This window comes from Mycobacterium sp. 2-64, from assembly GCF_035918375.1.
In the GTDB taxonomy this organism is placed as follows: Bacteria; Actinomycetota; Actinomycetes; order Mycobacteriales; family Mycobacteriaceae; genus Mycobacterium; species Mycobacterium intracellulare.
Genome location: NZ_CP142361.1, coordinates 1772316 through 1799229, shown reverse-complemented (window position 1 = coordinate 1799229; position 26914 = coordinate 1772316). Strand labels below are relative to the sequence as shown.

Annotated in this window: 32 protein-coding genes; 18 read left to right on the top strand and 14 right to left on the bottom strand. The window is 68.3% G+C overall.

Annotated elements, in window-relative coordinates; genetic code table 11:
• Positions 1 to 286 precede the first annotated feature (286 nt).
• Both QGN31_RS08810 and QGN31_RS08805 read right to left on the bottom strand, forming a co-directional pair.
• Entirely contained in the window at positions 287 to 859 is a 573-nt protein-coding gene (locus QGN31_RS08810; protein WP_043955130.1) for a hypothetical protein, read from the bottom strand.
• A complete protein-coding gene (locus QGN31_RS08805) occupies positions 840 to 2771 on the bottom strand; it encodes a putative alpha/beta hydrolase (protein ID WP_014385350.1) in 1932 nt (643 codons plus the stop codon). The genes QGN31_RS08810 and QGN31_RS08805 overlap by 20 nt, the downstream gene beginning before the upstream one ends.
• A 224-nt stretch (positions 2772 to 2995) precedes the next feature.
• On the opposite strand from QGN31_RS08805, the gene QGN31_RS08800 reads away from it, so the two are divergent.
• Entirely contained in the window at positions 2996 to 3280 is a 285-nt protein-coding gene (locus QGN31_RS08800) for a hypothetical protein (protein WP_193375509.1), read from the top strand.
• Between the two features lie 81 nt (positions 3281 to 3361).
• Here QGN31_RS08800 and QGN31_RS08795 read toward each other — a convergent pair whose 3' ends face one another.
• The 5 genes from QGN31_RS08795 to QGN31_RS08775 all read right to left on the bottom strand — a co-directional run bounded on the left by QGN31_RS08795 (position 3362) and on the right by QGN31_RS08775 (position 7990).
• Positions 3362 to 3505 (bottom strand): hypothetical protein, encoded by a 144-nt coding sequence (locus QGN31_RS08795; protein WP_014942541.1) that lies wholly within the window; start codon positions 3503 to 3505, stop codon positions 3362 to 3364.
• 255 nt (positions 3506 to 3760) lie between these two features.
• Positions 3761 to 5029 (bottom strand): amidohydrolase family protein, encoded by a 1269-nt coding sequence (locus QGN31_RS08790; protein ID WP_008258454.1) that lies wholly within the window; start codon positions 5027 to 5029, stop codon positions 3761 to 3763.
• Positions 5030 to 5042: 13 nt separating this feature from the next.
• Positions 5043 to 6257 (bottom strand): amidohydrolase family protein, encoded by a 1215-nt coding sequence (locus QGN31_RS08785; RefSeq protein WP_014942542.1) that lies wholly within the window; start codon positions 6255 to 6257, stop codon positions 5043 to 5045.
• 3 nt (positions 6258 to 6260) lie between these two features.
• Positions 6261 to 7064 (bottom strand): acetoacetate decarboxylase family protein, encoded by an 804-nt coding sequence (locus tag QGN31_RS08780; RefSeq protein ID WP_014385355.1) that lies wholly within the window; start codon positions 7062 to 7064, stop codon positions 6261 to 6263.
• Positions 7061 to 7990 carry an SDR family NAD(P)-dependent oxidoreductase gene (locus tag QGN31_RS08775; protein ID WP_043955134.1) on the bottom strand — a complete coding sequence of 310 codons (930 nt, stop codon included), beginning with the start codon at positions 7988 to 7990 and terminating at the stop codon, positions 7061 to 7063. Before QGN31_RS08775 ends, QGN31_RS08780 begins: the two co-directional genes overlap by 4 nt.
• 65 nt (positions 7991 to 8055) lie before the next feature.
• Here QGN31_RS08775 and QGN31_RS08770 point away from each other — a divergent pair, with 65 nt between their 5' ends.
• The gene (locus QGN31_RS08770; RefSeq protein ID WP_014942544.1) at positions 8056 to 8943 is read left to right on the top strand and encodes an IclR family transcriptional regulator; all 888 of its coding nucleotides are present in this window, start codon (positions 8056 to 8058) and stop codon (positions 8941 to 8943) included.
• Here QGN31_RS08770 and QGN31_RS08765 read toward each other — a convergent pair.
• Complete coding sequence (locus QGN31_RS08765) at positions 8940 to 10214, bottom strand: amidohydrolase family protein (RefSeq protein WP_014942545.1); 1275 nt, start codon at positions 10212 to 10214, stop codon at positions 8940 to 8942. The two genes, QGN31_RS08770 and QGN31_RS08765, sit on opposite strands and share 4 nt — an antisense overlap.
• Positions 10215 to 10308: 94 nt before the next feature.
• Between QGN31_RS08765 and QGN31_RS08760 the strand changes: the two genes are divergently transcribed.
• From QGN31_RS08760 to QGN31_RS08750, 3 genes are all read left to right on the top strand, one after another.
• Positions 10309 to 10527, top strand: a complete 219-nt coding sequence (locus tag QGN31_RS08760; RefSeq protein WP_009952053.1) for a hypothetical protein — start codon at positions 10309 to 10311, stop codon at positions 10525 to 10527.
• Positions 10528 to 10613: 86 nt separating this feature from the next.
• On the top strand, positions 10614 to 10979 hold the full coding sequence (locus QGN31_RS08755; protein ID WP_014942546.1) for a DUF4189 domain-containing protein: 366 nt from the start codon (positions 10614 to 10616) through the stop codon (positions 10977 to 10979).
• 112 nt (positions 10980 to 11091) lie between these two features.
• Positions 11092 to 11466: a DUF732 domain-containing protein gene (locus QGN31_RS08750; RefSeq protein WP_009952055.1), complete on the top strand. Its 375-nt coding sequence runs from the start codon at positions 11092 to 11094 to the stop codon at positions 11464 to 11466.
• A 16-nt stretch (positions 11467 to 11482) separates the two neighbouring features.
• Here QGN31_RS08750 and QGN31_RS08745 read toward each other — a convergent pair whose 3' ends face one another.
• Positions 11483 to 12049, bottom strand: coding sequence for a TetR/AcrR family transcriptional regulator (locus QGN31_RS08745; protein WP_014385361.1), 567 nt, complete (start codon positions 12047 to 12049; stop codon positions 11483 to 11485).
• Positions 12050 to 12164: 115 nt separating this feature from the next.
• Between QGN31_RS08745 and QGN31_RS08740 the strand changes: the two genes are divergently transcribed.
• From QGN31_RS08740 to QGN31_RS08715, 6 genes are all read left to right on the top strand, one after another.
• Positions 12165 to 12995 carry a mycofactocin-coupled SDR family oxidoreductase gene (locus tag QGN31_RS08740; protein WP_008258475.1) on the top strand — a complete coding sequence of 277 codons (831 nt, stop codon included), beginning with the start codon at positions 12165 to 12167 and terminating at the stop codon, positions 12993 to 12995.
• 6 nt (positions 12996 to 13001) lie between these two features.
• A complete protein-coding gene (locus tag QGN31_RS08735) occupies positions 13002 to 13823 on the top strand; it encodes a mycofactocin-coupled SDR family oxidoreductase (protein ID WP_009952059.1) in 822 nt (273 codons plus the stop codon).
• 58 nt (positions 13824 to 13881) lie between these two features.
• A complete protein-coding gene (locus tag QGN31_RS08730) occupies positions 13882 to 14637 on the top strand; it encodes a carboxymuconolactone decarboxylase family protein (protein WP_263650922.1) in 756 nt (251 codons plus the stop codon).
• Positions 14638 to 14659: 22 nt separating this feature from the next.
• Positions 14660 to 16123: an aldehyde dehydrogenase family protein gene (locus QGN31_RS08725; RefSeq protein WP_014942548.1), complete on the top strand. Its 1464-nt coding sequence runs from the start codon at positions 14660 to 14662 to the stop codon at positions 16121 to 16123.
• Positions 16124 to 16186: 63 nt separating this feature from the next.
• Positions 16187 to 16399, top strand: coding sequence for a hypothetical protein (locus QGN31_RS08720; RefSeq protein WP_009952062.1), 213 nt, complete (start codon positions 16187 to 16189; stop codon positions 16397 to 16399).
• A 62-nt stretch (positions 16400 to 16461) separates the two neighbouring features.
• Positions 16462 to 17382 carry a cation diffusion facilitator family transporter gene (locus QGN31_RS08715; protein ID WP_014385364.1) on the top strand — a complete coding sequence of 307 codons (921 nt, stop codon included), beginning with the start codon at positions 16462 to 16464 and terminating at the stop codon, positions 17380 to 17382.
• A gap of 9 nt (positions 17383 to 17391) precedes the next feature.
• Here the strand turns inward: QGN31_RS08715 and QGN31_RS08710 are convergent, their stop codons facing one another.
• Positions 17392 to 17736 carry a DUF732 domain-containing protein gene (locus QGN31_RS08710; RefSeq protein ID WP_014385365.1) on the bottom strand — a complete coding sequence of 115 codons (345 nt, stop codon included), beginning with the start codon at positions 17734 to 17736 and terminating at the stop codon, positions 17392 to 17394.
• Positions 17737 to 17784: 48 nt separating this feature from the next.
• On the bottom strand, positions 17785 to 18120 hold the full coding sequence (locus QGN31_RS08705) for a DUF732 domain-containing protein (protein ID WP_009952067.1): 336 nt from the start codon (positions 18118 to 18120) through the stop codon (positions 17785 to 17787).
• Between the two features lie 104 nt (positions 18121 to 18224).
• On the opposite strand from QGN31_RS08705, the gene QGN31_RS08700 reads away from it, so the two are divergent.
• The 3 genes from QGN31_RS08700 (at position 18225) to QGN31_RS08690 (ending at position 20103) form a co-directional block, all read left to right on the top strand.
• Positions 18225 to 18995, top strand: coding sequence for a Clp protease N-terminal domain-containing protein (locus QGN31_RS08700; protein WP_014385366.1), 771 nt, complete (start codon positions 18225 to 18227; stop codon positions 18993 to 18995).
• Between the two features lie 92 nt (positions 18996 to 19087).
• Entirely contained in the window at positions 19088 to 19606 is a 519-nt protein-coding gene (locus QGN31_RS08695) for a DUF1942 domain-containing protein (RefSeq protein WP_179960103.1), read from the top strand.
• Complete coding sequence (locus QGN31_RS08690) at positions 19594 to 20103, top strand: GNAT family N-acetyltransferase (protein WP_014942550.1); 510 nt, start codon at positions 19594 to 19596, stop codon at positions 20101 to 20103. Before QGN31_RS08695 ends, QGN31_RS08690 begins: the two co-directional genes overlap by 13 nt.
• Here the strand turns inward: QGN31_RS08690 and zapE are convergent.
• Positions 20081 to 21214 (bottom strand): cell division protein ZapE, encoded by a 1134-nt coding sequence (gene zapE, locus QGN31_RS08685; RefSeq protein ID WP_014942551.1) that lies wholly within the window; start codon positions 21212 to 21214, stop codon positions 20081 to 20083. The genes QGN31_RS08690 and zapE overlap by 23 nt on opposite strands.
• Here zapE and QGN31_RS08680 point away from each other — a divergent pair.
• From QGN31_RS08680 to msrB, 4 genes are read left to right on the top strand one after another with little or no spacing between them, the layout of a single operon-like run.
• Positions 21213 to 21968 (top strand): pyrimidine reductase family protein, encoded by a 756-nt coding sequence (locus tag QGN31_RS08680; protein ID WP_008258498.1) that lies wholly within the window; start codon positions 21213 to 21215, stop codon positions 21966 to 21968. The genes zapE and QGN31_RS08680 overlap by 2 nt on opposite strands.
• A gap of 14 nt (positions 21969 to 21982) precedes the next feature.
• Positions 21983 to 23542 (top strand): alpha/beta hydrolase, encoded by a 1560-nt coding sequence (locus tag QGN31_RS08675; protein ID WP_008258500.1) that lies wholly within the window; start codon positions 21983 to 21985, stop codon positions 23540 to 23542.
• A 28-nt stretch (positions 23543 to 23570) separates the two neighbouring features.
• Positions 23571 to 24881, top strand: a complete 1311-nt coding sequence (gene aftC / locus QGN31_RS08670) for an arabinofuranan 3-O-arabinosyltransferase (RefSeq protein ID WP_008258505.1) — start codon at positions 23571 to 23573, stop codon at positions 24879 to 24881.
• Complete coding sequence (gene msrB / locus QGN31_RS08665) at positions 24878 to 25303, top strand: peptide-methionine (R)-S-oxide reductase MsrB (RefSeq protein WP_008258507.1); 426 nt, start codon at positions 24878 to 24880, stop codon at positions 25301 to 25303. The genes aftC and msrB overlap by 4 nt, the downstream gene beginning before the upstream one ends.
• 163 nt (positions 25304 to 25466) lie before the next feature.
• Here msrB and QGN31_RS08660 read toward each other — a convergent pair whose 3' ends face one another.
• Both QGN31_RS08660 and hemQ read right to left on the bottom strand, forming a co-directional pair.
• Entirely contained in the window at positions 25467 to 26219 is a 753-nt protein-coding gene (locus QGN31_RS08660) for a class I SAM-dependent methyltransferase (RefSeq protein WP_014942552.1), read from the bottom strand.
• Positions 26216 to 26911 (bottom strand): hydrogen peroxide-dependent heme synthase, encoded by a 696-nt coding sequence (gene hemQ, locus QGN31_RS08655; protein WP_008258510.1) that lies wholly within the window; start codon positions 26909 to 26911, stop codon positions 26216 to 26218. The genes QGN31_RS08660 and hemQ overlap by 4 nt, the downstream gene beginning before the upstream one ends.
• Positions 26912 to 26914: the final 3 nt, after the last annotated feature.

The window sequence follows — 26914 nt, the reverse complement described above, 5'->3', positions numbered from 1 at the left end:
AACCTCGTATTATCCGTCAGCGGCAGCCAACTGGCCAGGCCAACGCCTTACCCCGAGATTCCCGGCATAAATCGAACGACCTCTTAGGGGTTCATGACCAATGACGCCACCAAGCGTGGCGAACGGTCCGAAGGGTCGGAAGGGCCAGGGATTTCTGGCGGTGGGCCCCCTCTCGTGTTGTCCCACAACAGATTTGCCCGTTATGCGTGATCGGTGCAGGGATTCAAGGTCGCGCCCCACAGTGCTGGCACCTATCGGGTCCTGGCCAGCCGTTCGGCAAAGAAGGCTATCGAGCGGCCAGCTGATCGTTGATGTTGGTCCATTGGCCTTCGCCCTTGTGGTTGCCCATGTTTCGGCACTGACCATCGAGGATGATCTGCCCGTAGGCGTGGTCGGACGGCATGTAGCTGATGCTGGCGGCCACGCCGTCTTTGTTCAGCGAGGCGCCGTGGTAGTGCTGTCCCGGTGGCGCCCCCTCGTTCCAGCCCTGCGCGATCATCGCCGCGCGTACTTGCTGGAAATACGTATCGGGATCCCCGTAGATCAGGAAGCTCAGCGTGACGGTGCCCTGAAACGGCGGATCCCCTTGGTCGTTGCACGAGGCGAAGGAGAATGCCCCGCTGACTCCCTCCAGCTTCGCGGCGGCGACGATCTGCTTGGCCGGCTCGATCACCTGCGCCTTGGTCTGATCGTCGCTCATGGGATGGGCCGTATCCTCGTACGGATTCGTCGATCCCGCGGCATGTGGTTTGTGTAGCACTGGCGCGCATCCTCCTAACAACACGGCGACGACCACTAGCGAACTGATCAGCGCTTGGCGCAACGGCATACGTTGTTCCTCAATGGTGGTGTTGAGCATCGAAAACATGGTTGTCGGTGATAGATCCTGGCGAGCGCTCCCACTCCGGGTCGATGACGGCAGGCGTGTGCGGGCCGATGGTGACCGGGGGTAGGCCGGGGATCCTGACCTGTACGCCACCCAACGAATTGCGGTGATCGGCGGTCATGCCGTCGGCTTGTAGTTGGTCACCATGGCCGGAGACGATGTCGGACATGCCATAGAGGGCTTCGCTGCCCCGGTGGTAGTAGTACGAGTGGTCATGGGGATTGATGCCATCGGAGCCGGGGACCTCGGCGCGGAAGCGTACCGACCCGAACCCGTCGACCGCGGGGTCGGTACCCAGGCTGGGGTTAGTGCCGAAGAAGTTCTCGCCGAAGAGTTTCTTGCTCGCGCCGTCGAGATGTCCGAGCATGCCGACCGGATCGGTGGAGGCATCTCCCACGAAGACGTGTCCACCGTCGAGGTGGAATTGTTCGGCGCTGCGGGCCATGTCGGTTCCGGGGCAGCCCAGTAGCACGGCGTCGTTGGCGTGCATGTTGTGCATGGCGAAGGCGTCGGCGACGGTGGTCGAACCATACGAGTGGCCCAACACGGTGACATGTTGGCCCGCCCCGAGGTGCGTCGCCCACAGACCGTTGACGTCTTGGGCCAGCGACGCACTGCCCGCGCGAGCCAGCGCCGGTGTGGAGATGCGCTGGACGTCGTCGAATCCGTTGGGGGCGTCGTAGCCCATCCACGCGATCACCGCCGTCGGGTTATGGGGGTCGGCGGCGTTAGCCTGTTCGAACAGGTTGATCGCGTCGTTGTGGCCGTCGTGTAGCCAGCCGCCTTTCACGCTGCTGCTGGTACCGGGCACGATCACCGCGGTGTTCTTGGCGGTGTCGGGGTTGCCGATCGCGATCGCCGCACGGCCCTTGCCGCCGAATGCCGTTGGATCATAAGCGAATAGGTAGACCGGTTTCGGGTGAAGCGGGTCTCCCGCGTCGTGGTCGAGGCCTAGCTTGGTCTCGTTGGCGTTCTGGTAGCGGGTCACATCCGTGGCCGACAAACCGAATTTCGCGGGGTCGCGAAGCACGTCATCCACCGAGACACCGTTGCGGCTGGCGATGCCCCGCACCCGGTCGAGGTCTTGGTTCATCACCGTGAGGTTGGCGTCGTTGCGCGCCAGAATGGGGACGCCGTTGAGGTTGCCGATTCGGTCGGGGTGCTCGGCCATGAAGCGCTGCCGCTGCTGGGGGGTCAGGGATGTCCACCAGCGATTGACGTCCTCGGGATTGGTGCTCGTCGGGGGGATCTGGGTGTCGGCGTCGACTGGCGCCAGGATGTTCGGGTCGTAGCCATCGGTGCGCAGATTGCCCAGACAGTTCTGCAGCGTGGCCGAGTAGCCGTCACGAGTCGACTCCAGGTCGCCAAGAGCATCCCGGACATCATCGGCCGCGTCGGCTGTCGCGTCGTCGATCAGCTTCTTCAGAAAAGCCTGGGTTTTCGCGTCGGGGTGGCCGTATTGCAGATCGTGCTGGGCCGCGTCGATGATGTGGTCGAGTCCCTGCAGCGCGTGTTCGAGCGTGGAGATTCGTTGAGCTCCGGCTTTCTGCGCCTCGGCCAACGCGGCGGCGATGTTCTCCAGATCGCTACCGATTTTGGGTAATTGCTCGGATTGCGCACCCAGGGATTTGATGACCCGCTGCACTTCAGCGGAGTCGTTGATCGGGTGATCGCCGTTCTGGTGGTTCCAGGCCGCATCAAAGCGCTTCCGGGCTTGCTCGAAGGCGTGGTCGGCTTCGGCCGTGTGCCGACCCGCGCCGTGGAAGGCTTCCGCCAGGCTCGAAATCTGAGCCGGGCTGCCCGCCTGCAGGCTCTGGTTGATCGCCCAGGGGTCTCCACCGGCCCGGGCGATCAGATCGGCCACGCTGAGCCACTTCAGCTGCATCGCTCCGCCCGAAAACCTAGCTGATAATTCTCCACACCAGCTATGACGCTACCCCCAACCGGGGGTCGTCCAAGTTAGCTACATCCGGCGACGCGCCGCAAGTCACCGCCGTGCTCCGCCGTGGCCGATGCCCTCCGATTCCCGGGCTCGCCCGGGTGCACTCAAACGGCCACCCGGCGCCGGAGCCTGGGGTTACGATCTGCGCACGGAGCTACAGATTCGAGGTGGCCATGCATCGCACCCGACGTTTCGTCACCACATTCATCACGGCCATCGCGCCGATGATCGCCGTCGCCACATTCGCCGCGTCACCACCCGCCGCGGCCGACCCGATATGCGGGACGGCGGGAACGCCGCCCTGCGCGGGGCCTAGCCCGTTGACACCCGAACAGCAGTGCGCGTTCATCGCGTGGCGATCGATGATGCCGTGCAACTGGCTCGGAATGCAGGTGCCCGCCGGCACGCCGGGAAGCTGGGACAACCCACCGGCACCGCCACCCGAGCCGTGAGCGAGTTGCGGGGCGGCTGAGGGGCCAACCGCCACTGGCGCCTCGGCCCCGCGAAAACCCCACGCGGCATGGGCTTCTCGCTTACCAACCCCAGTCGTCATCGTCGAGGACGTCCACGGTGAGGCTGCTGTCGGCGGGGGCTTTGGTCCCGTAGGTAAAGGTGAGCATAGTGCGGTCGTCGTCGAGGGGTTCCGTCGCGACGACGGTGGCGTGCCCGACCTTCATGCGGATCCTGTCTCCGGGCTTCAGTTCGTCAACGCGTTTCAGGGGCACGCTCAACCCATCAGCACCGGTGCAACGGGTAATTCCGCAGATACCGTGGTCATCATCGCCATCCTTTCACGGCTGGCAATGCCTTCGGCGGCCACGCAAGCGCATTCGCGGATGCGGCGGCCTCACGCGCCGATCAGATACGCTGCGCCGCAACGGAATACCGCCCACGCGGCGCGCCGGAGTAACGCGCCGAGACCCTGGAACTATTCAGTTCTGCACGAGATCGGGAATCGGCTCCGCGTCCGTCAGCCAGTGGCGTCCGACCTGTCGTGCCGCCTCCCACTTGGGGATGCTGACCGCATCGTCCTGGCCGAGGTCCTCGGGGGTCGGGCCGATGCGCTCGGCCAGCGAGGCGAGGGCCCCGAGGTCGAAGTTGTAGACCTCGGCCGCCGCCAGCCCCAGCATCTGGCGGGTCTCCTCGACGGGAATGTCCCAGAAGGAGCGGCGCAGCCAGTCGCGGGTGTGCGGCCAGGTACCCTCCGGATGGGGAAAGTCGTTGCCCCACAAAATGTTCGATACGCCGATCTCGTAGCGGCGCGCCAGCTCCCGGCGCTCGGTGGTGGTGGCCCCGATGAAGCAGTTCCGGTCGAAGTAGGCCGACGGCGGCATCGTCAGGTCGCCCTCCATCAGATGGCTCATCTTCTTGGCCGAGTGCTCACGCAGATACCGCGTGTCCATCAGCCAGAGCAGATCGTTGGCCCAGAACGCGCCGCACTCGGTGACCCCCCAGCGCAGCCCGGGGAAGCGCTCGAACACGCCCGACCACAGCGCGAACCACAGGGGCCGGGCGCCCCACCAGCGCACCTCGGTCACGTAGATGCCCAGGTGCCCGCCGTACTCCTCCTGCGGGGCGGGACCGGAATGGGTGTGGATCGGCATCTGCAGGTCCTGACAGGCGGCCCAGACCTTGTCGTAGCGACGATCGTGATACGGCGGGTAGCCGACCCAGCGCGCGGGAATCAGGATCCCGCCGCGCAGTCCGGATTCCGCCGCTCGGGTGATCTCGGCGACCGCCGCGTCGACGTCGGCCAGTATCGGCACCACCGCCACCCCTGCGCGCCGCTCGGGGCTGTGGCTGCACAGTTCGGCCAGCCAGCGGTTGTGGGCCCGCGCCCCGGCCATGGCGCGCCCCGGGTCGAGGTCGCCCGACTGGCCCAGTCCGGCGCCGAACGGGGCGCCGGCCACGCCGGTCACGGCGTCGGCGTCGGGGAAGATGACCTCGCCGACCACCCCATCGCCGTCGAGTTCCCTGTCGCGCAGGCCGACGTCCCATCCCCCGGCGATGCCGTCGCCGTGCTCGGAGAACCACTCCTGCGCGAACTCCTCGTCGATGAATCCGCCGGCCTGCGCCGCGGCGGTCTTCTCGGCCAGGTAGGCCTCGAAGTCCTCGCGGTACTCGGGGTCGACGTATTCGCGGTACCGCTCGGTCGGGAGTTCGGCGTGGGTGTCGGCGGAGATGATGATGTAGGGGTTCACGGGCGGTCCTTCCTTACCAGGCACGGATGGGGTCGGGTTCGAAGACGGTGCTGCGCGCGTCGGCGGGCACGGTGTCCAGCGGCTCGGCGACCTCGGCCACGGTCGGGCCGATCCGCTCGACGAGCGGCGCGAGAACCTGGAGGTCGAAGCCGTACACGGCGGCCGCGTTCCCGCCCAAAATGGCCGCCACCTCCTCGGCCGGAACGCGGGAGAAGGTGTGGCGCAACGCTTCCCGCGTGTAGGGGGCGGTGCCCTCGTAGTGCGGGTAGTCGCTTCCCCACATGATGCGGTCGACGCCGATGCGGTGCCGCTCGGCGCACTCGACGGGACGCATGAAACTGGCGCCGACGTAACACTGGCGGGCCCAGAATTGGCTCGGCTTGAGGCTCAGCGAGCCGGCGGTGGGCCCGGCGAACCGGGCGATCGCCGAGTTCTCCCGCCCGTAGCGGGCCGCCGCCACGTCGAGCGAGTCGAGGGTCGCCGGGATCCACCCCGCGCCCTGCTCGGTGAAGACCACGGTGAGGTCCGGATGGCGATCCAGCGCGCCGCTGAAGATCAAGTGCCACAACGCACGATGCGCCCACCAGTGCGTCTCGTACACCCACACCGCGAACGAGCTGCCCCACCCGTCCGTCGGGCTCGGCCCGGCGTTGCCGCCGTGGTGGTTGACCACCACGCCGGCCTCCGCGCACGCCGCCCAGAGCGGCTCCCAGTGCTCGGCGTAGAGCGCGGGAATGCCCGTGCCCGGGGCGATCCCGGGCAGCAGCACCCCGCCGCGCAGGCCCAGCTTGGCGATCTGCGCCACCTCGGCGATGGCCTCGTCGATGTCCGGCAGCAGGATCTGGCCCACCCCGGCGCGCCGCTCGGGCGACAGGGAGCAGAAGTCGGCGAGCCAGCGATTGTGCGCGCGCAGGCCGGCCCAGCGCAGCTCGAGCTCGCGGGCCGTCTCGGGTGGCGGGGCGGCCAGGCTCGCCTGGGGAAAGAACGGTGGCACGGTGTTGGGGTAAATGACTTCCCCCGCAATGCCTTCGGAATCCAGGTCGGCGTTGCGCCGATCGCTGTTCCAGTTGCGCTCGGCCTCGGGCTCGGTGAGATCACCGAACGGGTTGACGTATGTCTTTGCCCAGCCGTCGAATTCGTCCCGGTACTGCGGATCGAGGTACTCGCGGTAGGCGAGCAGGTCGGCGCCGGCGTGGCAGTCGGCCGAAATGACGGTGTAGCGGTCCATGCGCTACGCCCGCGCCGGCTCGGGCCTCGGGGCGGCGAGCAGGGCGACGTCGTCGTAGCGCTGGTGCACGTAGGGCAGCAGCCACTCCTGCGGCACCCGCGCCGCGATCCGGCCCACCTGGACGGTGCGCCGCCGACACCAGGTGATCGACCTGACCTGACGAACGACGATGTCGGCCACCGGATCCAACGGCGACTCCCCCAGCTCGAGGGTTCCGTCGATGTTCTCCAGCAGCTCGTAGTGGCGGTGGTACTCGCCATAAACCAGGTGGGGGTCCGTGATGCCGCTGCCGTCGGGGGCCCGCAGGAACTTGAAGTAGAACTCGGTGTTCACCTGGTCGGGGGGCAACTCCGCCGGGCCGGTGATCTGTCCGCTCAGCCTGATGAGCGCATAGCCCAGCCGGTCCACGGTGGCGGTGACGCGATCGCCGTCGCGCTCCACCTCGATGCGGGCCAATTTCTTTGGCTCGCCGAACGTTTCGCGCCCGCCGGTGACCGACTGCTCGGTGGACTGGGGCATGAAGAGCGGGTAGTCGCCCTCGACCTCGCCGTGCCGGGCGGTCACCGAGAACACCGCCGAACCGAAGGGCGCCATGCCCTCGATCCGCACCCGCTGCAGCTGGATGCGCACCAGTGGTTCGGCCGCGGGCTGCAGCGGGCGGGGCAGCACGGCCGCGACGATCTCCGGATCGGTGAGGTAGGTGACGGTCACCGCCTCGGTGGCGATGGGCGCCTTGGTGGCATCGATCTCGTGGTCCACCTGCGCCTCGGGCGGGCGAGGACCGTAGCGAATGACGTTGGTGTTCAACGCTTTCCTCCTTCACTGTTTTCGGCGTGCCGCCCGAGGACGTCGACGAGGTAGTCGGGCGCGCCGCGGGAAAGGATCGAGGCCGCCTTGGCGCTCACCACCTGATCGGCCGGGGTGGGCGGGCCCATCATCCAGAAGCGGTCCGCGCGAATCCCCTCCACCACCTGGTCGGCGACGGTCTCGAGCGGGGTGAACTCGACGTGCGCGCCGGCGGCCTCGAAGCGGGCCACGACCTTGTCCAGTGTCTGCTCGGGCGTGTGACGTTGCTGGGTCGCGGCGTAGCGCTCCGGGCGATGCCGCCACGACTCCCAGATGCCGGTGTTCAAAAAGCCGCCGGGGAACAGGACGTGCGCCCGGACGCCCTTCCCCGCCATCTCCAGGTGGGTGTAGAGGCTCTCGGTGAGGCAGAGCACTGCCGCCTTGGTCATCGGGTAGACCGCGGTGGCCGGTCCGCCCATGGCGCCCCGGGCGATCGGGGCGAACCCGCCGTTGCCCGAACAGGAGTTGACCACGTGTCCCTCGCCCTGCTCGAGTAGGAGCGGCACGAACGCCTTGATGCCGTGGATGACGCCGAGCACGTTGACGTCGATCCCCCAGCGCCAGTCGGCCAGGTCGTGCTCCCACATGTAGCCCTCGGAGACGCCGCCGGTGCCGGCGTTGTTGCACACCACGTGGACCGCGCCGAAGCGCGAGACCGCCTCCTTGGCCAGCGACTCGACCGAGGAATAGTCGGTGACGTCGGTGAGAACCCCGGCGGCCTCGATGCCCTCGTCCGCGAGCGCCCGGGTCGCCTCCTCGAGGGGTTCGGCGAGGACGTCGGCCAGCACCACCCTCATGCCCTCGCGGCCGAAACGGCGGCCCATGGCCCGGCCGATGCCCCCGGCCCCGCCGGTCACGACCGCCACCTTGCCCCGCAGGTCTTCCATTGTGGTCATGGTCACATGGTCGCTTATATCACCGCAAGCAGTCGCATTATGCGACCATTGGGGCCATGGCCCCGCGCCCCTCCCCGCAGACCGAACGGGTGGTGAACCTGTTCGAGCAGCTGGCGGGCGACGGGAGCCGCGGGATGACATTGGCCGAGGTGTCGCGCCACTTGAGCGTGCACAAGGCCAGCTGCCACTCGATGTTGTCCGAGCTACTGCGGGCCGGCTGGCTGCTGCGCGACCCGGTGCGCAAGACCTACCACCTCGGTCCCGCTCTGGTCCGGCTCGGCCGCGAGGCCGCGGGCCGCTACCCGGCGCTGGTGTTGGCCCGCTCCGCGATGGCCGAGCTGTCGGCCGCGACGGGCGCGCACTGCGTGGCCTTCTCGGTGAGCGAGGACTACTCCACCGTCGTCGATCAGGTCCGGAGCCGTCGCGGCGGCGGTCACCCGATGCCGATCGGCACCCAGTTCCCGCACCGTCCGCCGTACGGGGCGTCGACCGTTGCCTGGGCCGGTCCCGAGGTCCGGGAGCGCTGGCTGGCCGCGCTGCCGGACGACGTGCGCGATCGCTACCGCGAGGCCATCACCAATGCCCGGCGGCGTAGGTACGCGGTCGGCCTGCATCTTTTGCCCGATCTGCGCCTGCAGGAACTGGCCCTGATCGTGCGCAGTGCCGAGGTGCGGTCCACCCGACTGAGCCGGCTGGCGCAGGAATTGACCGACGAGCTGATCCACCAGGAGGAGTGGTTCCCGATCGACCTCGACGCGGACCGCACCTACGAGGTGAGCCACATCGACTCCCCGATCCTGGGCCCCGGGTCGCGCATCGCCCTGATGCTCAGCCTGGTCCCCAGCGCCGAGCCGATGAGCGGCGCGGCGGTCACCGGCCTTGGGGCGCAACTCGCTTCGGCGACCCGCCGGCTGAGCGCCGCCCTGAGCGACGAATCCGGTTAGTGCCGCTGCGGAGCCAGCCGCTTGAGGGCCAGGCCCCCTTCGAATGGTCGGTAGCCGAAGGCGGCCGGGGCGCGATATCCCGTGTCCTCGAGGGGAGTCCGCACCTCGGCGACGGTGGGCCCGATCTTGCCGGCGATCGGCGCCAGCGCTTCTAGATCGAATCGGTACAGGCGACCGGCGTTGCCGCCCAAGATCTTTCGGCAGACGTCCTCCGGCCTGTCGTGCAGGGCCCAACGAATGGCCAACGTGGAGTGGGGCGCAAAGCCCTCCTCGTGGGGATAGTCGCTGCCCCACATGATGTGATCGGGCCCCATGAAGTCGATCATCGAGGAGTCGTACGGCATCAGCTCGGTGGCCAAATAGCAGTTCCGCTGGACGTATTCGCTCGGAGTCAGGGACAGCTCGTCGACCGACGATCCGCCGAACATTCCATAGGTGCGGTTGCCCGCGTCCGACTTCATGGTCGGCACCATGGCGTCGAGGACGGCGAGCTGCCCGGGCACCCAGAGCGTGCCCTGCTCGGTCGGCACGAAGCGCAGCGTCGGGTAGCGCTCGAACACCCCGGCCAGGATCAGGTGACCCAGGGTCCGCTGGGCCCACAACGCCATTTCGGTGATCAACACCGCGTTGGAGGCCGGCTGGTCCATCGGCATCTCGGGGCTGCCGGCGCCCGCGTGCTGCACCACCGTGAGGTCCAATTCCGCGCACAGCGCCCAAAGTGGTTCGTAGCGGGTGTGAAACAGCGGGGCCACCTGCGAATCGCCGGGCGACACCGGCGGAATGAGCACGCCGCCAAAGCAATCCTGCTCCGCGCCCCAGCGGATCTCCTCCAGCGCCAACTCGACATCGTTGGGAAAGATCTGGATCAGCCCGCGCCGCCGGGCGGGCGCCAGCGAACAGAAGTCGACCTGCCACCGGTTGTGGGCCTGCACGCCAGCCCAACGTTGCTCGAACTCCTCACGCGTGCGCGGCAAGCTGATGGTGATGTTGGGGGTCGTCGGGAAGAACGGCGGAACGGTGTTGGGCAGCAGGACCTCGGCGGCCACCCCGTCGGCGTCCATCTCGGCGATCCGAAGCTCGTGGTCCCAGTTCCGGTTGGCTGTGGCGACGATCAGATCGTCGAACGGGCTGGCGTAGGCCTTGGCCCACGCATCGAACTCCTCGTGCAGACTGGCCGGCAGATACGGTTTGTAGTCGTAAAGATCCGCCCCGGCGTGGGTATCCGTCGAAATGACGACGTAGCGATCCAGCGTGTCCCAGCTTGTAGCCATCGCACCTCCAAAGGTACGTCGAGTATAGGAGAAACGGGTCGGCTCGCGAAGGGCCAACGAAAGTCCGGGCCGCGACCGGAGCAAGATGTCACCCGTGAGTTGGACGAGGTACGACGGCAGGGCGCTCGCGGATGTCAGCCTGGATGGCGAGGCGCTGCACGCCGAGCTCGAAGACTATATCCGCGTTGACAATCCGCATCTGACGGACGTGCGACTGGAGCGCGCGACCGCGAGCGAGCCGTTCGACGCCGAATCCCGGAAGCGCTGGTATGAGGTCACCTACTTGGCCGAAGACCCGGAGGACACCGCGTAGCCGCGAGACACCGCGGCCCGTTTTCCCGCGCGCACGCCGACCGCGGCGCTAGATTCCTGTCCTGAGCGTTGCGAAGGAGTCGGCCGGTGCGGTCAATCATTGCCGTCGTCGTCGCGTTCGGTTGCGCGCTCATCTCGGCGCCGGCGGCCGCGGCCGACGACGACTTCGTCGCCCTGGCGGTGTCCGTCGGGAGCGGACGCGCCGCCGGGTGGGGCACCGGGGGCAGCCAGGACCAGGCAAACCAGATCGCGCTCGCCCACTGCACCGCCGAGGCCGGCGACGTGTGCGAAGTCGTGGCCGGCACGCGCAACGGCTGCGCATCGGTGGCGTTCGACCGTTCCGGCCGGTTCCAGGGCGGATCCGGCCCGGACACAACGGCATCCGATGCGGACGCCCTGGCCAAGCTGGGCGCCCCCAACGGACGAATCAAGGCCTCCCACTGCTCGTCGTGAAATCCGGGACGACGCCTCGCGCGATGCCGAGATGGACACCGCGATTTCGGCTATCGTTCACGTAAGTCGTCCTTGACTTGCCGCCGATTGGCCCGCGCATAGAGGGGAGGCCATGGCTCATCTGAAGGCCGGTTTTGCCACGTGGTCGGCCGCCTGCGCGATTGCGCTGGCCACGGGCGCGCTGGCCGGCGCGGCACCGGCGGCGGCCGATGACGACGCCGACGATGCGTTTCTCGCCGGCCTCGACAGGGGCGGGATCACGATGTTCGACGACGACGATGCGATCGCGACGGCCCATGCGGTGTGCAGCAGCATCGAAACGAACCCGAACGTATCTATGCTGGCGATCAAACTGACCAAGCAAACGCCGATGTCGGCGAAGCAATCCGGATACTTCATCGGCCTTTCGGTGGCCAGCTACTGCCCGGAATACAAAGACGACGTCGATCCGTCGATGGGGTGGCTGATACCACCCCCGATCCTGTGAGAGCGCAGAATCCCGCTCAGCCCTGCGCCGCGGTCAGCCAGAACACCGTGCGCTCGATGCCGGGCACGATCTCGGTGACGTCGATCTCGCCCTGAGCGAATCGCGTGAGAAACCCGTACACGACGCCGGGCAGGATGAGCTCGAGGTCTTTGGCGAACCCCGGATCGGCTTGGGCCAGAATGGCTTTGGCGACAGGGACGACGGCATCGACACCGCGCTGGATGAGGCGTTTTCCCCCGGGCCCCGATCGCGCCTGGAAGTAGGAGCGCAGCATCAACGGGTGGCTTTCCCACGGCTCGAAGATGGTCCTCATCACGTGCATCAGGTCCACATAGATCGAATCGCCGGGTAGGTCCTCGATCAGCGACGGCAATCGCGCGTAGCGGTTGGCGTCCATCCAGCCTTCCAGCGCGGCGACGATGAGCTCGTCGCGCGTCGGATACCGCTTGTAGATGGTCGCCAACGAAACGCGGGCCCGTCGCGCCACCTCGCGCAGCTGCACGGCCTCGTAGCCCTCGGTGTCGAGCATTTCGACCACGATGTCCAGGATCGGATCGACCCGGGGCCCGGACGCGCTGTCCACGGTCTGTACTCGGGACCCTGTCGTCTTCACAGTAACCATGTTACTGTGCGCACGTGAGTAACGGCGTTACTCCGGCCTGATCTGGGCCGATGACCAAGAAAAGAGGAAACGCGCCGTGGGTTCGTTAGATGGCAAAGTCGCCTTCATCACCGGGGTGGCGCGCGGCCAGGGCCGCAGCCACGCGGTGCGGCTCGCCCGTGAGGGCGCCAACATCATCGGGATCGACATCTGCGCCGACATCCCCGCCAACGGATATCCGATGGCCTCCCGGCAGGAACTGGACGAGACCGTCGCCCTCGTCGAAGAGGCCGGCGGAAAGATGCTGGGCACCGTCGCCGATGTGCGCGACTTCGAGCAGGTCAAGACCGCGATGGATAGCGGCGTCGAGCACTTCGGCCGCCTCGACATCGTGTTGGCCAACGCCGGGATCGCGCCATTGGCGTTCCGCGAGTTGAGCATTGAGGAGGAACTGGCGCAGTGGCGCGCGGTCACCGGCGTCAACCTCGACGGCGCCTACCACACGGCGTGGGCGGCCGTTCCGCACCTGCTGTCCGGCAATCGCGGCGGGGTGATCATCTTCACCAGCTCGACGGCGGGCATCAAAGGTTTCGGCGGCCTGCAAGGCGGCGGCCTGGGCTACGCGGCGTCCAAACACGGCATCGTCGGCCTGATGCGTACGCTCGCCAATGCGCTTGCGCCGCTGAACATTCGGGTGAACACCGTGCACCCGACCGCGGTCAACACCATGATGGCGACCAATGATGACATGACCGACTTCCTGGAGAAGAATCCCGGCGCCGGCCCCCATCTGCAAAACCCGATGCCCGTCGGCATGCTGGAACCCGAAGACGTCAGCGCCGCCATCGCCTACCTGGTCTCCGACGAGGCGAAGTACGTGACGGGCGTGACCTTCCCCGTCGATGCCGGCTTCTGCAACAAGGTCTGATAACCCGTGACAACGAACGACGCAACGGGCCGGGTCGCCGGCAAACGGATCCTGATCACCGGGGCCGCGCGCGGCATGGGACGCTCGCACGCGGTGCGGCTGGCCGAGGAGGGCGCCGACTGCGTCCTAATCGACATCTGTTCCACTCCAGCGGGTTTGGAATACCCACTGGCCACCGAGGACGACCTGAACGAGACCGCGAACCTGGTCGAGAAACACGGCCGCCGGGCGATCACCGAGGTCGTCGACGTGCGCGACGAGGCCGCCATGAAAGCGGCGGTCGACGCGGCCGCCGGCGAACTCGGCGGGCTCGACGGCGCGGTCGCCAACGCCGGCGTGCTCACCGTCGGCACCTGGGACACCACCACCGCCGAGCAGTGGCGGCTGGTCGTCGATGTCAACCTCATCGGGGCCTGGAACACCTGCGCGGCCGCGCTGCCCCACCTCGTCGCGCGCGGCGGCGGGAGCCTGGTCAACATCAGTTCCTCGGCCGGCATCAAGGGGACCCCGCTGCATGTGCCCTACACGGCGTCCAAGCACGGCATCGTGGGGATGACGCTCGCGCTGGCCAACGAGCTTGCCGCACAGAACATTCGGGTCAACACCGTGCACCCCACCGGCGTGGCGACCGGCATGGCGCCCCCGACGATGCACACGTTGATCGCCGAGCAGCGGCCCGACCTGGTGCCCATCTTCCTCAACGCGCTGCCCGCGCCGCTGATCGAGGCGGCCGATGTGAGCAACGCGGTGCTCTACCTCCTCTCCGATGAATCCCGTTATGTCACGGGGCTTGAACTGAAAGTGGACGCCGGTGTCACCATCAGATAGTGCTTTGACGGACGACGGTGCGCGACATGAACGGGGGGCGCGCACCTTCGCCGAGGTGATGACGGTCGACCCGCCCGGCGATCGGGGACCCTTCACCGCAGGGCTGATCGACTTCGTCTTCGGCGAGGTGTGGTCGCGGCCCGGGCTCAGCCGCCGCGATCGACGGTTCGTGACGCTGGCCTGCGTCGCGGCCGCCGACGCGCAGGCCCCGCTCGAGCAGCACGTCTATGCGGCGTTGAACAGCGGTGACCTCACCATCACCGAAATGCGGGAAACGGTCCTGCATTTCGCCGTCTACGCCGGCTGGCCGAAGGCCTCGCGGTTCAACATCGCCGTGGACCAGGAGTGGGCCAGGATCGCCGAGGAACGCGGCGAGGCGCCCCCTCCCCCGGAACCGTTGCTGCCGCTGGTCACCGCCAGCGACCCCGAGCAGCGGCTGCAGGGCGGCGAAGCATCGTTCAAGGAGATCAACTGCCTGCCGTTCGCGCCGATGCGCGACAACCCCTACTCGGGCGCGGGCATTCTGAACTTCGTCTTCGGCGAGATGTGGCTGCGGCCCGGCTTGGGCATGAAGGAACGCCGCCTCATCACGGTGGCCTGCGTCGCCTTCCAGGACGCCGAAATCCCGATCATCTCCCACGTGTACGCGGCGCTGAAGAGCGGCGACGTCTCGTTCGAGGAGATGGACGAATTGGCGCTGCAGTTCGCGGCGTACTACGGCTGCGCCAAGGCCGACTACCTCAACCAGGTGATCGCGGAGCAGAAGCAGCGGGTGACGGCCGAAAATCGGGCCGATCCCGCGCCCGTCGGCTGACACGACAACGGAGGACACTGCCATGACGGCAACCGCGTCGTCACCGACGCTCTCGGGTGCGTTACTCATTGGCGGAGAACGCATTACCGCGGCATCCGGCGGAACCTACCGCCACGTCTACCCGGGCACCGGCCTGCCCAACGCGTCCATACCCCTGGCCGGCCGAAGCGAGGTCGATCGGGCCGTCGACAGCGCGTGGGACGCGCACCGGGAATGGATGTCCTACCCCGTCGATCGCCGCCGCGACCTGTTGTTCGCGCTGGCCGACGTGGTGCGCGACCACTTCGCCGAGCTGAGCGAGCTCAACGTGCACGACTACGGCGTCCCGATCGCGGTCGCCGGCAACTCCGTACTGACGGAGCGGTTCCTGCGCTACTACGCCGGCTACGTCGACAAGTCGCACGGCGCAAGCACTCCCGTCGCCGGCGCGTTCGACGTCAACATCGTCGAGCGCGAACCGTACGGCGTCGTCGGCGTCCTGGCCCCGTGGAACGGGCCGCTGGTCGTGGTCGGCGCGGCCGTGGCCCCCGCGCTGGCGGCGGGGAACGCCGTCATCCTCAAACCCTCGGAGGTTGCGTCGTTGGCGCCCTTGCGCTTTGGCGAACTCTGCCTGGAAGCGGGCCTGCCGCCGGGGTTGGTGAACGTGCTGCCGGCCGGCCCGAAGGGCGGCGACGCGCTGGTGCGTCACCCTGGGGTCCGCAAGATCCACTTCACCGGCGGACAGGCGACCGCGCAGAAGGTGCTGCAGGCCGCATCGCACAACCTCACACCCGTGACGGCCGAATTGGGCGGCAAGTCGGCGTATCTCGTGTTCGCCGACGCCGACCTCGACATGGCCGCCGTCATCGCGGCCCACCAGGGGCCCATCACCCAGGCCGGCCAAAGTTGCGCCTGCGCCTCGCGGATCCTCGTCCATGCGTCGGTGTACACGGCGTTCGTGGAGAAGCTCGTGGCGACCGTGCGGGCCGCGAAGGTCGGGGATCCGCTGCAGCCCGACGTCATGCTCGGGCCCGTCGTCAGCGAGGCCGCAGCCGAGCGCGTCCTCGGTGTCATCGACCAGGCGGTCAGCGAGAAGGCCGGTGACCTGATCACCGGCGGGCGCCGGCTGGGAGGTGAACTCGCGTCCGGCTATTTCATCGAGCCGACGATCTTCGCGAACGTCGACAACCGCTCGGCGCTGGCGCAAACCGAGACATTCGGGCCGGTGGCTTCCGTCATGCCGTTCGGCGACGAGGACGAGGCGGTCAGGATCGCCAACGATTCGCGCTACGGCCTCAACGCATTCGTGGCCACCTCCGACCTGGAGCGGGCGCATCGGGTGGCGCGCCGGCTGGAAGCGGGTTCGGTGTGGGTGAACAGGCACAGCGACATCGCGCCCCAAGGCCCCTACGGCGGATACAAACAGAGCGGGTTCGGCCGCACCGGCGGCGTGGAGGGCCTGTATGACTTTCTGCAGGTGAAGAACATTCGCATCGGCATGAGCTGACGGACAGAGTTCCGAAACACGGTGTCCATCAGGTATTTCCGCTAGTGGCGTACAGTCGCCTTCATGAGTTTGGTCGAGTGGCTGCGGACCCCCCGCTACTTGCGGACACGCTTCATGATGGAAACGCGGCCCCTGAACAGCCTCGAGATGGAGATCGTGTTCCTCGAGGTCTCCGCCCGCGACGCGCTGGTGCGCGTGCCCGTGGCGTTCATGCTCCTGCCGAAGACCGTCCGCCCGTGGCGTGATCAACCGTCCAAGCCGGAGCAGGACAAGTAGGGCGCGGCCGTCGTCTGCCGTAAACCCTTGGGGGCCGCCGCCGCATGGGGCATGCTGACGGTATGCATGCGATCAACGGGGTCCGTGACCCGGCGGCAGGCTTTCCCCTCGACACCGCGGCCGACGACGCCGGCGAGCGCCGGCAGGCCAACCGTGCGGTCGCCGTCAGCGCGGCCGGGCTGGCGCTGACCGGCCTGGTGGAACTGGTCATCGCGCTGTTGTCCGGTTCGGTGGCGCTGCTCGGCGATGCGCTGCACAACCTGTCCGACGTCTCCACCAGCGCCCTGGTGTTCGTCGGCTTCCGCGCCTCGCGCAAGGTCCCCACCGAGCGGTACCCCTATGGCTACGAACGCGCCGAGGACCTCGCCGGCATCGGGGTGGCCCTGGTGATCTGGGGCAGCGCCGTGGTCGCCGGTTTCGAGAGCGTCACCAAGTTGCTCCGTCACGGCGGCACCGGCTACGTGGGCTGGGGCATCGCCGCGGCCGTCGTGGGCGTCGCGGGCAACCAGCTGGTGGCCCGCTACAAACTGGTGGTAGGCAAGCGAATTCGGTCGGCCACCATGGTGGCCGACGCCAAGCACTCCTGGCTCGACGCGTTGTCGTCGGCCGGGGCGGTGCTGGGGCTGATCGGCGTGGCACTCGGCTGGGGCTGGGCCGACGCGGTCGCCGGAATCGTCGTCACCGGATTCATCTGCCACGTCGGCTGGGAGGTCACCGCCGACATCGCGCATCGCCTGCTCGACGGCGTCGACCCCGACATCATCACCACCGCCGAGGCCGTCGCCGCCTCGGTGCCCGGCGTGACGCACGCGCACGCCCGGGCCCGATGGACCGGGCGGACCCTGCGCGTGGAAGTGGAAGGGTTCCTGAACGCGGACACGTCGCTGGGCGCGTCCGATCAGATCGGTCGCAGCGTCGCCGCGGCCCTGGCGCCGCGGATCCCGGAGATGCAGAGCTTCACGTGGACGGCGCGCGCGGCCTGACCGGTCGGCTCAGTTGCCGGCGGCGCCATCGGGCTTGGGCCCGCGGTCCTCGCCGGTGATGTACTTCGGGCAGTAGTGGGCGGCCGAGAGGAACGTGAACTTGGCCGCGCTGGCGCCCTGGAATGCCGGGTTCTGGTTGCGCAGGTCCGTCACGATCTTGGCGTCCGACTGGCCGTCGTCGAGCAGCTCACACACCGACTTGCCGATGGTGATCGCGTTGCCGGCGTCCTGGTAGGTGATGCCGGCGTCGCGCAGGTCCTTGAGGAAATCCTGATCGTTGTCGACGTCCGCGTGGGCCGGGACGGCCAGGCCGAGCGCGGCGGCGGCACTGCAGAGCCCGAGGAGAAATCGCATAACGCCATGATTGTTTCAAACCCGGCGACAATCGGCACCTCGGCGCCGTTACGGGGTGTTCGTGGTGGAGGTGATCGCGCCCGGGCAGTACGTGCTCGCGGCGATGGCCGCGAACTGATTGGCCTTGCCCTCGCTCAGCGCGGAGTTCTTGGACAGCAGCGTCTTGACCACGTCGGGCATCTGCGTGCCCTGGCCGACCGTGTCGCACACCCATTTGCCCGCGCCCACCGCCTTGTCGGAATCGGCGAAGGTGATGCCGGCCGCGCGCAGTGACGCGATGAACGCTTCGTCGGTGCCGTCGACGCCGTCAACGGGGTCGGCGTGCGCCGGCACCGCGAGGCCGATCGTGACGGCCAGGCCGGACAGGGCGAGCATGAGCTTCATGGCTCAGTGATTCTCCCAGAGATGTCGCCCACCCGCACCCGCTAGCGACAGGCTTCGTCAACTCGCGGTTGACACTCGGCATCCGTCAACCTAGCGTTGACGACATGTCCGAGCCCATCCGCATCGCGTATCCGATCCGCCTCGACGAGTTGATCACCGCGATCAAGACCACCCACCCCGACGTGCTGGACCAGCTGACCGACGCCGTACTGGCCGCCGAGCACCTGGGCGAGATCGCCGACCACCTGATCGGCCATTTCGTGGACCAGGCCCGCCGGTCCGGAGCGTCGTGGACCGACATCGGCAAGAGCATGGGCGTCACCAAACAAGCCGCCCAGAAACGATTCGTCCCTCGCGCCGAGGCCACCACCCTGGACCCCGAGCAAGGCTTCGCGCGGTTCACCCCGCGGGCGCGCGGCGCGGTGGTGGCGGCCCAGAACGCCGCGCACGAGGCCGGCAACGGCGAGATCACCCCCGACCACCTGCTGATCGGGGTGCTCGCCGATGCGGCCGCGCTCGCCACGGTGTTGCTGCGCCTGCAAAAGATCGACACCGAGGCGCTACGCGACGCCGCGGCCGCGTCGATCGCCGCGCTGCGCGTGGAAGACCAACCACCCGAACTCATCCCGTTCAGCGGGCCGGCGCGCAAGGCCCTCGAATTGACCGTGCGCGAGGCCCTTCGGCTCGGCCACAACTACGTCGGCACCGAACACCAGCTGCTGGCGTTGCTCGAACTGGAGGCCGCCTCCTCCACCCCGGGGCCGCTGCACCGGTGCGGCGTCGACAAGGACCGGGTCGAGGCCGATCTGATCGCGGCGCTGGACTCGCTCGGTGGCGGGAAATCCGTTGCCCCGGACGGCGGCGGTGACGCCTGACGGCTGCGGCCGACCCCTGCCTCGGGCGCCACCGCGTGTGCGATCATGCGAGGGTCCCCGCAACGGTGCCAAGGAGGCAAGACATGGCGAAGATGCGCCGCTGGCTGGTATCGGTGTCGGCCGCGCTGGTTGCCGCGGCGAGCGCGACCGCCGTCGTTCCGGCGCCGCCCGCGGGCGCCGGCGACGCGCCGATCGGCCACATCGGGGACACGCTGCGCGTGGACAACGGCACGTTCATCGCGGACGTGACCGTCAGCGGCGTGGCGCCCTGCGACCCGCCGCCCGGCTTCGGCTACACGCGCGAGGGCACCTACAAGGGCTTCCCCGGCAGCACCGTCGAGCGCGCCGACGTGACGATTCGCGCGATCCGCGTGCCCAATCCGTACATCATGGCGACCATCTTCAGTTTCAACGGGGTGACCCCGAACGCCGACGCCTACAAGCCGCGGGCCTCCGATGCGCCCGACGCGCTGGACAACGTGATCGTCAACGCGCCCAACGGGGCGATCGTGCGCGGTGAGGTGTATTGGGACGCCTACCGCGACCCCGTCTCCACCGTCGTCCTGCTGGACAAGAAGACGGGCTATCACCTCGCCCAGTGGAATCTTTGATCCGAACCGTCCACGTCGCGGCGGCGGATTCCGGTGCTGCCGCCGAGCTGGCCGCCGTTGCGGCCCTTACCTTTCCGCTCGCGTGCCCGCCCACGGCGGCCCCGGAGAACATCGCGGCCTTCGTGGCCGCCAACCTGTCGGCCGAACGCTTCGCGGACTACCTCGCCGATCCGCACCGCGCCGTCCTCACCGCGGCGCACGACGGCCGAATCATCGGCTACGCCATGCTGATTCGCGAGCCCGGCGCCGCCGAGCTGTCCAAGATCTACGTGCTGCCCGCGTACCACGGCGGCGGGGTGTCGACGGCCCTGATGGACCGCGCGCTGGCCACCGCCGGCGAGTGGCGCGCGCGGCGCGTGTGGCTGGGGGTCAACCAGGCAAACCAACGCGCGCAACGCTTTTACGCCAAGAGCGGCTTCAGGATCAGCGGCACCAGGACGTTTCGTCTCGGCGCCGGCCTCGAGCACGACTATGTCATGGTTCGCGAGCTGGGCTAGCCGCCGCCGTCAACGCCAGCAGCCGGGATGTGGCCCGTAAGTACTTCTTTCGGTATCCGCCGGCCAGCATCTCCTCGCTGAAGATGGTGTCCAGTTTGGCGCCCGACGCCACCACGGGAATTCCGGCGTCGTAGAGCCGGTCGGTAAGCGAAACCAGCCGCAGCGCGACGTTCTGGTCGTCGATCCCGTGCACGCCGGTCACGAACACCGCGCGCACGCCCTCGATCAACGTCAGGTACCGCGACGGGTGCATGGTGGCCAGGTGCGCGCACAGCGCGTCGAAGTCGTCGAGCGTGGCCCCGTCGACGCGCGCGGCGCGCGCCGCCACCTGTTCGTCGGACAGCGGCTGCGGGGCCGGCGGCAGGCCGCGGTGCCGGTAGTCGGGCCCCTCGATGCGCACGGTGGTGAAAATGCTTGCCAGCGTGTTGATCTCACGCAGGAAATCCTGCGCCGCGAAGCGGCCCTCGCCGAGCTGCTCGGGCAGTGTGTTGGAGGTGGCGGCCACCGACACCCCGCGCTCGACCAGCGACGAGAGCAGCCGCGCGATCAGCGTGGTGTTGCCCGGGTCGTCGAGCTCGAACTCGTCGATGCAGACCGCCGTGTAGGTGCCCAGCAGGTCGACGCATTCGGCGAAGCCGAACACCCCGGCGAGCTGGGTGAGCTCCCCGAAGGTCGCGAAAGCCTTGGGGGGCGGCCCATCCGGCGTCCCGCCCTTCGACCCGCCCGGCCCGTCACCGGGCAGTTCGTAGTAGGCCGACGCCAGTAGGTGCGTCTTGCCCACCCCGAACCCGCCGTCGAGGTACAGCCCGACACCGGGCAGAACCTGCCGTCGTCCCAACAACTTTCGGCGGCCCGCGCGGCGCTGCGTGGCCTGCCGGCAGAAGTCCTGGCATGCCAGCACCGCGGCGGCCTGCGTCGGCTCGGCCGGATCGGGCTGGTACGTCGCAAAGCTCACGTCGGCGAACGTCGGGGGCGGCCTCAATTGGGCGATCAGGCGCTCCGGCGAGACGGTCGGATGCCGATCCACCAGGCGCGCGACGGCGCCCGAAACGCCCGCGGAGGTGGACCCGTGCATGCAGGAACTGTAGCGGCGTGCTGCAATCAGACCCATGCCCGAGACGCCGCTGTCGCTGCTGGGCTCGGTGCGCGACCTCGAGGACGGCGAACTCCCCCGGCTCTACGGCTATCCCGAGCAGGACGCGACCTGGGTGCGGGCGAACTTCATCACCAGCGTCGACGGCGGCGCCACCTCGGGCGGCAGCAGCGGGGCGATGGGCGGGCCGGGCGACCGGTTCATCTTCAACCTGCTGCGTGAGCTCGCCGACGTCATCGTGGTCGGCGCGGGCACCGTGCGGATCGAGGGCTACTCCGGGGCGCAGCTGAGCGCCGCCCAGCGTCAGCACCGGCAGGCCCGCGGACAAAGCGAGGTCCCGCCCCTGGCGATCGTGACCAAATCGGGCCACCTCAACCGGGACATGGCCGTGTTCACCCGCACCGAGGTGCCCCCGCTGGTGCTCACCTGCGCCGCGGCGACCGCCCAGACGCGACGGCTGCTCAGCGGCGTGTGCGAGGTCGTCGACTGCTCCGCCGGCGATCCCGAGAAGGTCGACGAGGCCGCCCTGCTGGCGGCCCTGGGCGCGCGCGGGCTGCGCCGCATCCTCACCGAGGGCGGCCCGATGCTGCTGGGCTCGCTGATCGACCGCGACATGCTCGACGAGCTGTGCCTGACGATCGCGCCCTACATCGTCGGGGGCCAGGCGCGACGCATCGCGGCCGGCCCGGGCCAGCTGCTCACCGGGATGCGGTGCGCCCACGTCCTGACCGACGACGCCGGCTACCTTTACACCCGCTACGTCAGGGCCTAGCTACTGTGGTCGGCATGAGTCGGCCGTACACGTGCGCCACGATCCTCGTTGCGGTGACCGCGCTGCTGGCCGGCTGCGTCCCGGGCCTGGCCGCCAACCCGCGCTTCGCCACGAATTCCGGTGCGCGGCCGCAGGGAGCGGCGACCTCCAAGCCGGCGCCCACCGGCCCGCCCCCGATCGCCGCGCCCAAGAACGACCTGGCGTGGCACGACTGCACCTCGCGGGTGTTCGCCGACGCGGCGGTTCCCGCCGCCGCGGGTGTGCAGCTCGACTGCGCCACCTACGACTCCGACCTGGACCCGGTCAACGGCGGGGGCGGCAGCCTGAGCATCGGCGTGGTGCGCGCCCGCACGAACAAGACGCCCCACGACGCCGGGCCGCTGGTCTTCACCACCGGCTCGGATCTGCCGTCGTCGGCGCAGCTGCCGGTCTGGCTGTCCCGCGCCGGCGCCGACGTGCTCGCCGCCCACCCGATCGTCGCCGTCGACCGTCGCGGCATCGGCATGTCGAGCCCCATCGACTGCCGGGACAAGTTCGACCGCCAGGAGATGCGCGACCAGTCGCAGTTCCAGACCGGCGACGACCCGGTGGCCAACCTGTCCGAGGTCGCCAACACCGCGACCACCAACTGCACCGACGCCATCGCGCCTGGTGCCTCCGCCTACGACGACGCGCACGCCGCCTCCGACATCGAGCGGTTGCGCAGCACCTGGGACGTGCCCGCCCTGGCGCTGATCGGCATCGGCAACGGCGCCCAGGTGGCGCTGGCCTACGCCGGATCGCGGCCCGACAAGGTCGCCCGCCTCGTCCTCGACTCACCGGTCGCGTTGGGCACCAACGCCGAAGCCGCCGCCGAGCAACAGGTCAAGGGGCAGCAGGCCGCGCTCGACGCCTTCGCCGCCCAGTGCATCGCGGTGAACTGCGCGCTCGGTCCCGACCCCAAGGGCGCCGTCAGCGCCCTGCTGGCCGACGCCCGCGCCGGCAGGGGCCCCGGCGGCGCGTCGGTGGCACAGGTCGCCAACGCCATCACCGTCGCGCTGGGCTTCCCGTCCGGCGGTCGCGTCAACGCCACAACCGACCTGGCCAACGCGCTCGCGGCCGCCCGCTCCGGTGACACCAACGGGCTGAACAACCTGATCAACCACGCCAACACCGTGCAGGACTCCGACGGCCAGTTCGTCAATGTCTGCAGTGACGCCGTCAATCGCCCGACCCCGGACCGGGTGCGTGAGCTGTTCGTCGCCTGGGGCAAGCTCTACCCCCAATTCGGTACCGTCGCCGCGCTCAACATGGTCAAGTGCGTGCACTGGCCCACCGGTTCCCCGCCGCCCTCCCCGAAGACCCTGAAGGTCGACGTGCTGCTGCTCGGCGTGCAGAACGACCCGATCGTGGGGACCGACGGGGTCGCGGCGACCGCGGCCAGCATCATCAACGCCAACGCGGCCAGCAAGCGGGTGATGTGGCAGGGCATCGGGCACGGCGCCAGCATCTATTCGGGCTGCGCGGTTGCGCCGCTGAACGGCTACCTCAGCAGCGGCAAATTGCCCAACACCGACACCTACTGCCCGGCCTGATGCTGCCTTCAGCGGCGCCGGCGCGCCGGTGTACGGTGCGCTGGTGACGGCAGCTGAATCGATCCGAACCGGCTCGCGCGAGCGGCTCCTGACCGCCTTTCGTCCCCGCACCGGCGCGCCGAGCGTGGCGAGCATCTTGCGGTCCGCGCTGTGGCCGATCGCCATCCTCTCGGTGCTGCACCGCAGCATCGTCATCACCACCAACGGCAACATCACCGACGACTTCAAACCCGTCTACCGGGCGGTGGTGAACTTCCGGCGCGGCTGGGACATCTACAACGAGCACTTCGACTACGTCGACCCGCACTACCTGTATCCGCCCGGCGGCACGCTGCTGATGGCACCGTTCGGGTACCTGCCCGAGTATCCGTCGCGCTACCTGTTCATCCTGATCAACACCGTGGCCATCCTGGCCGCGTGGTATCTGCTGCTGCGGATGTTCAACTACACGCTGTCCTCGGTGGCCGCGCCCGCGCTGCTGCTGGCCATGTTCTGCACCGAGACGGTGACCAACACGCTGGTGTTCACCAACATCAACGGCTGCGTGCTGCTCGCCGAGATGCTGTTCTTGCGGTGGCTGCTCGACGGCCGGATCGGCCGGCAATGGTGGGCCGGCGTGGCGATCGGCCTGACGCTGACGCTCAAACCGGTGCTGTTGCCGTTGCTGTTGCTGCCGGTGCTGAACCGCCAGTGGCGAGCGCTGGTGCCGGCCTTCGTGATTCCCGTCGTCGTCAACGCCGCCGCGTGGCCGTTGGTCAGTGATCCGATGGACTTCGTGACCCGCACGGTGCCCTACTTTTTGGGCACCCGCGACTATTTCAACAGCTCGATCGAGGGCAACGGCGTGTACTTCGGCCTGCCCACCTGGCTGATCGTGTTCCTGCGAATCCTGTTCACGCTGTTGGCCATTGGGGCCCTGTGGCTGTTGTACCGCCACTACCGCACCCGGGACCCGCGGTTCTGGTTGACCAACTCCGCGGGTGTGCTGCTGCTGTGGTCGTTCCTGGTGTCGTCGCTGGCCCAGGGCTACTACTCGATGATGCTGTTCCCGTTTTTGATGACGGTCGTGCTGCCCAACTCGTTGATCCGCAACTGGCCGGCGTGGCTGGGGATCTACGGCTTCATGACCCTGGACCGCTGGCTGCTGTTCAACTGGATGCGCTGGGGCCGGGCGCTGGAGTACCTCAAGATCACCTACGGCTGGTCGCTGCTGCTGATCGTGGTGTTCACCGTGCTGTACTTCCGGTACCTCGATGCCAAGGCTGAGAACCGGCTGGATGACGGGATCGATCCGGCGTGGCTGATGACCGAGCGGCAGCGCGCTACCGTGGATGCATGACCTCCCCCGACGTATCGCGTCCGAAGCTGCAGCTGACCGACGACGAGTGGCGCCAGAAGCTCACCCCGGAAGAGTTTCACGTGCTGCGCCAAGCCGGCACCGAGCGACCCTTCACGGGTGAATACACCGACACCAAGACCGAAGGCGTGTACCAGTGCCGTGCCTGCGGTGCCGAATTGTTCCGCAGCACAGAGAAATTCGAGTCGCACTGCGGCTGGCCGTCGTTCTTCGACCCGGCGAAATCCGATGCGGTGATCCTGCGGCCCGACCATTCGATGGGGACGACGCGCACCGAGGTGCTGTGCGCGAACTGCCACAGCCACCTGGGCCACGTGTTCGCTGGTGAGGGCTATCCGACGCCGACCGACCAGCGGTACTGCATCAACTCGGTCTGCCTGCGACTGGTGCCGTCGGGGGCTTGAGTCCCAGCAGTCACAAGAATCCGGGGGGCATGCGTTGTGCCCACCTCCCAGCGACAACGTCGTTAACGGGTGTGACCAGGGCAAACACGTTGTCGCTGGGAGGTGGGCAAAAGCCCCCTTCCCTTCCCCAGTGACAGACGCGACGGGTGTGACGCCCAGGCCCTCAGTCGGCGCGCGTGGCGTGCACTTCCCAGAACGGCGCGTACACCCGGCTGCCGTCGAGCCAGGGTTCCATGGCGCGGAACCGTTCCAGCAACTTCGCCGCCTCGTCGGCCATGTCGGGGTTGCGCGCGGCCATCAACTCGATGGACTCGGCGCTGATGTTGACCTGGTAGGTGGTCGTGCCCAGATAGGTGATGTCCCACCCGGCGTCGGGCAGCACGTCGCGAAAGTCGCTCTCGGACAACGACCGCAGCATCTTGAAGCCGTTGATGTTGTGTTCGCCGAACTCGAACATGTACAGCCGCGCGCCCGGCCTGGTGGCGCGCCGCAGCGCCTCGGCGTAGGACCGTCGCAGCTCGGGCTCGGTGCTGAACGTGTGATAGAAAGCGCAGTCGACCACGGTGTCGAAGTGGCCGTCGAACCCGTCCAGCTTTGTGGTGTCGGCCACCTCGAAATTGACTGACACCCCGGCTTTTTCGGCGTTCGCCCGGGCGCGCTCGATGGCGCCGGGCGAGCCGTCGATGCCGGTCGCCGAATAGCCCTTCGAGGCGTAGTAGATGGCGTGGTGGCCGGGGCCGGTGCCCGGATCGAGCACCTCGCCTTTGATCGCGCCCAACGCCACGAGCTGCTGGACCACCGGTTGCGGGCCGCCGATGTCCCACGGCGTGGCGGTGGGCAGGCCGTGCGACGTCCGGTCGTCACGGTACATCTGCTCGAAACGGGTGGGGTCGGTCGGATCGAACGGCGCTGTCATGGCAGGGCTTTCACCAACTGCTCGACGGCCACCCGGGGGCCGGTGAAGAACGGCGTCTCCTCGCGGGTGTGCCGGCGGGCGTCGGTGGCGCGCAGTTCGCGCATCAGGTCGACGATGCGGTGCAGCTCGGGAGCCTCGAACGCCAGGATCCACTCGTAGTCGCCGAGCGCGAACGCCGGGACCGTGTTGGCGCGGACATCCTTGTATTCGCGGGCGGCCATGCCGTGCTCGGCGAGCATGCGGCGGCGTTCCTCGTCGGGCAGCAGATACCACTCATAGGACCGCACAAAGGGATACACGCAGATGTAGTTGCCGGGCTCCTCGCCGGCCAGGAACGCCGGGATGTGGCTCTTGTTGAACTCGGCCGGCCGATGCAGGGCGACGCTGCTCCACACGGGCGAGCTGGCCCGTCCCAGCGCGGTGGTGCGGCGGAAATCGGCGTAGGTGGCCTGCAGCGCCTCGACGCGTTCGGCGTGCGTCCAGATCATGAAGTCCGCGTCGGCCCGCATGCCCGCCACGTCGTAGAGGCCGCGCACCACGACGCCGCGCTCCTCCTGTTGCTTGAGGAACGTCGACGCCTCGTCGATGACGTCGTCGCGCTCCTCGCCCAGCTCACCCGGCTCCACCGAGAAAACCGAGAACATCAGGTAGCGAATCTGGGAGTTGAGCGAGTCGTAGTCGAGCTTGGCCATGAA

Bases quoted from the DNA above. Each gene is read 5' to 3' on its own strand.
- QGN31_RS08810 (WP_043955130.1), bottom strand. From the start codon at position 859: ATGCTCAACACCACCATTGAGGAACAACGTATGCCGTTGCGCCAAGCG.
- QGN31_RS08805 (WP_014385350.1), bottom strand. From the start codon at position 2,771: ATGCAGCTGAAGTGGCTCAGCGTGGCCGATCTGATCGCCCGGGCCGGT.
- QGN31_RS08795 (WP_014942541.1), bottom strand. From the start codon at position 3,505: ATGAAGGTCGGGCACGCCACCGTCGTCGCGACGGAACCCCTCGACGAC.
- QGN31_RS08785 (WP_014942542.1), bottom strand. From the start codon at position 6,257: ATGGACCGCTACACCGTCATTTCGGCCGACTGCCACGCCGGCGCCGAC.
- QGN31_RS08775 (WP_043955134.1), bottom strand. From the start codon at position 7,990: ATGGAAGACCTGCGGGGCAAGGTGGCGGTCGTGACCGGCGGGGCCGGG.
- QGN31_RS08770 (WP_014942544.1), top strand. From the start codon at position 8,056: ATGGCCCCGCGCCCCTCCCCGCAGACCGAACGGGTGGTGAACCTGTTC.
- QGN31_RS08765 (WP_014942545.1), bottom strand. From the start codon at position 10,214: ATGGCTACAAGCTGGGACACGCTGGATCGCTACGTCGTCATTTCGACG.
- QGN31_RS08750 (WP_009952055.1), top strand. From the start codon at position 11,092: ATGGCTCATCTGAAGGCCGGTTTTGCCACGTGGTCGGCCGCCTGCGCG.
- QGN31_RS08730 (WP_263650922.1), top strand. From the start codon at position 13,882: ATGACGGTCGACCCGCCCGGCGATCGGGGACCCTTCACCGCAGGGCTG.
- QGN31_RS08725 (WP_014942548.1), top strand. From the start codon at position 14,660: ATGACGGCAACCGCGTCGTCACCGACGCTCTCGGGTGCGTTACTCATT.
- QGN31_RS08720 (WP_009952062.1), top strand. From the start codon at position 16,187: ATGAGTTTGGTCGAGTGGCTGCGGACCCCCCGCTACTTGCGGACACGC.
- QGN31_RS08715 (WP_014385364.1), top strand. From the start codon at position 16,462: ATGCATGCGATCAACGGGGTCCGTGACCCGGCGGCAGGCTTTCCCCTC.
- QGN31_RS08710 (WP_014385365.1), bottom strand. From the start codon at position 17,736: ATGCGATTTCTCCTCGGGCTCTGCAGTGCCGCCGCCGCGCTCGGCCTG.
- QGN31_RS08705 (WP_009952067.1), bottom strand. From the start codon at position 18,120: ATGAAGCTCATGCTCGCCCTGTCCGGCCTGGCCGTCACGATCGGCCTC.
- QGN31_RS08700 (WP_014385366.1), top strand. From the start codon at position 18,225: ATGTCCGAGCCCATCCGCATCGCGTATCCGATCCGCCTCGACGAGTTG.
- QGN31_RS08695 (WP_179960103.1), top strand. From the start codon at position 19,088: ATGCGCCGCTGGCTGGTATCGGTGTCGGCCGCGCTGGTTGCCGCGGCG.
- QGN31_RS08680 (WP_008258498.1), top strand. From the start codon at position 21,213: ATGCCCGAGACGCCGCTGTCGCTGCTGGGCTCGGTGCGCGACCTCGAG.
- zapE (WP_014942551.1), bottom strand. From the start codon at position 21,214: ATGGGTCTGATTGCAGCACGCCGCTACAGTTCCTGCATGCACGGGTCC.
- QGN31_RS08675 (WP_008258500.1), top strand. From the start codon at position 21,983: ATGAGTCGGCCGTACACGTGCGCCACGATCCTCGTTGCGGTGACCGCG.
- msrB (WP_008258507.1), top strand. From the start codon at position 24,878: ATGACCTCCCCCGACGTATCGCGTCCGAAGCTGCAGCTGACCGACGAC.
- QGN31_RS08660 (WP_014942552.1), bottom strand. From the start codon at position 26,219: ATGACAGCGCCGTTCGATCCGACCGACCCCACCCGTTTCGAGCAGATG.
- hemQ (WP_008258510.1), bottom strand. From the start codon at position 26,911: ATGGCCAAGCTCGACTACGACTCGCTCAACTCCCAGATTCGCTACCTG.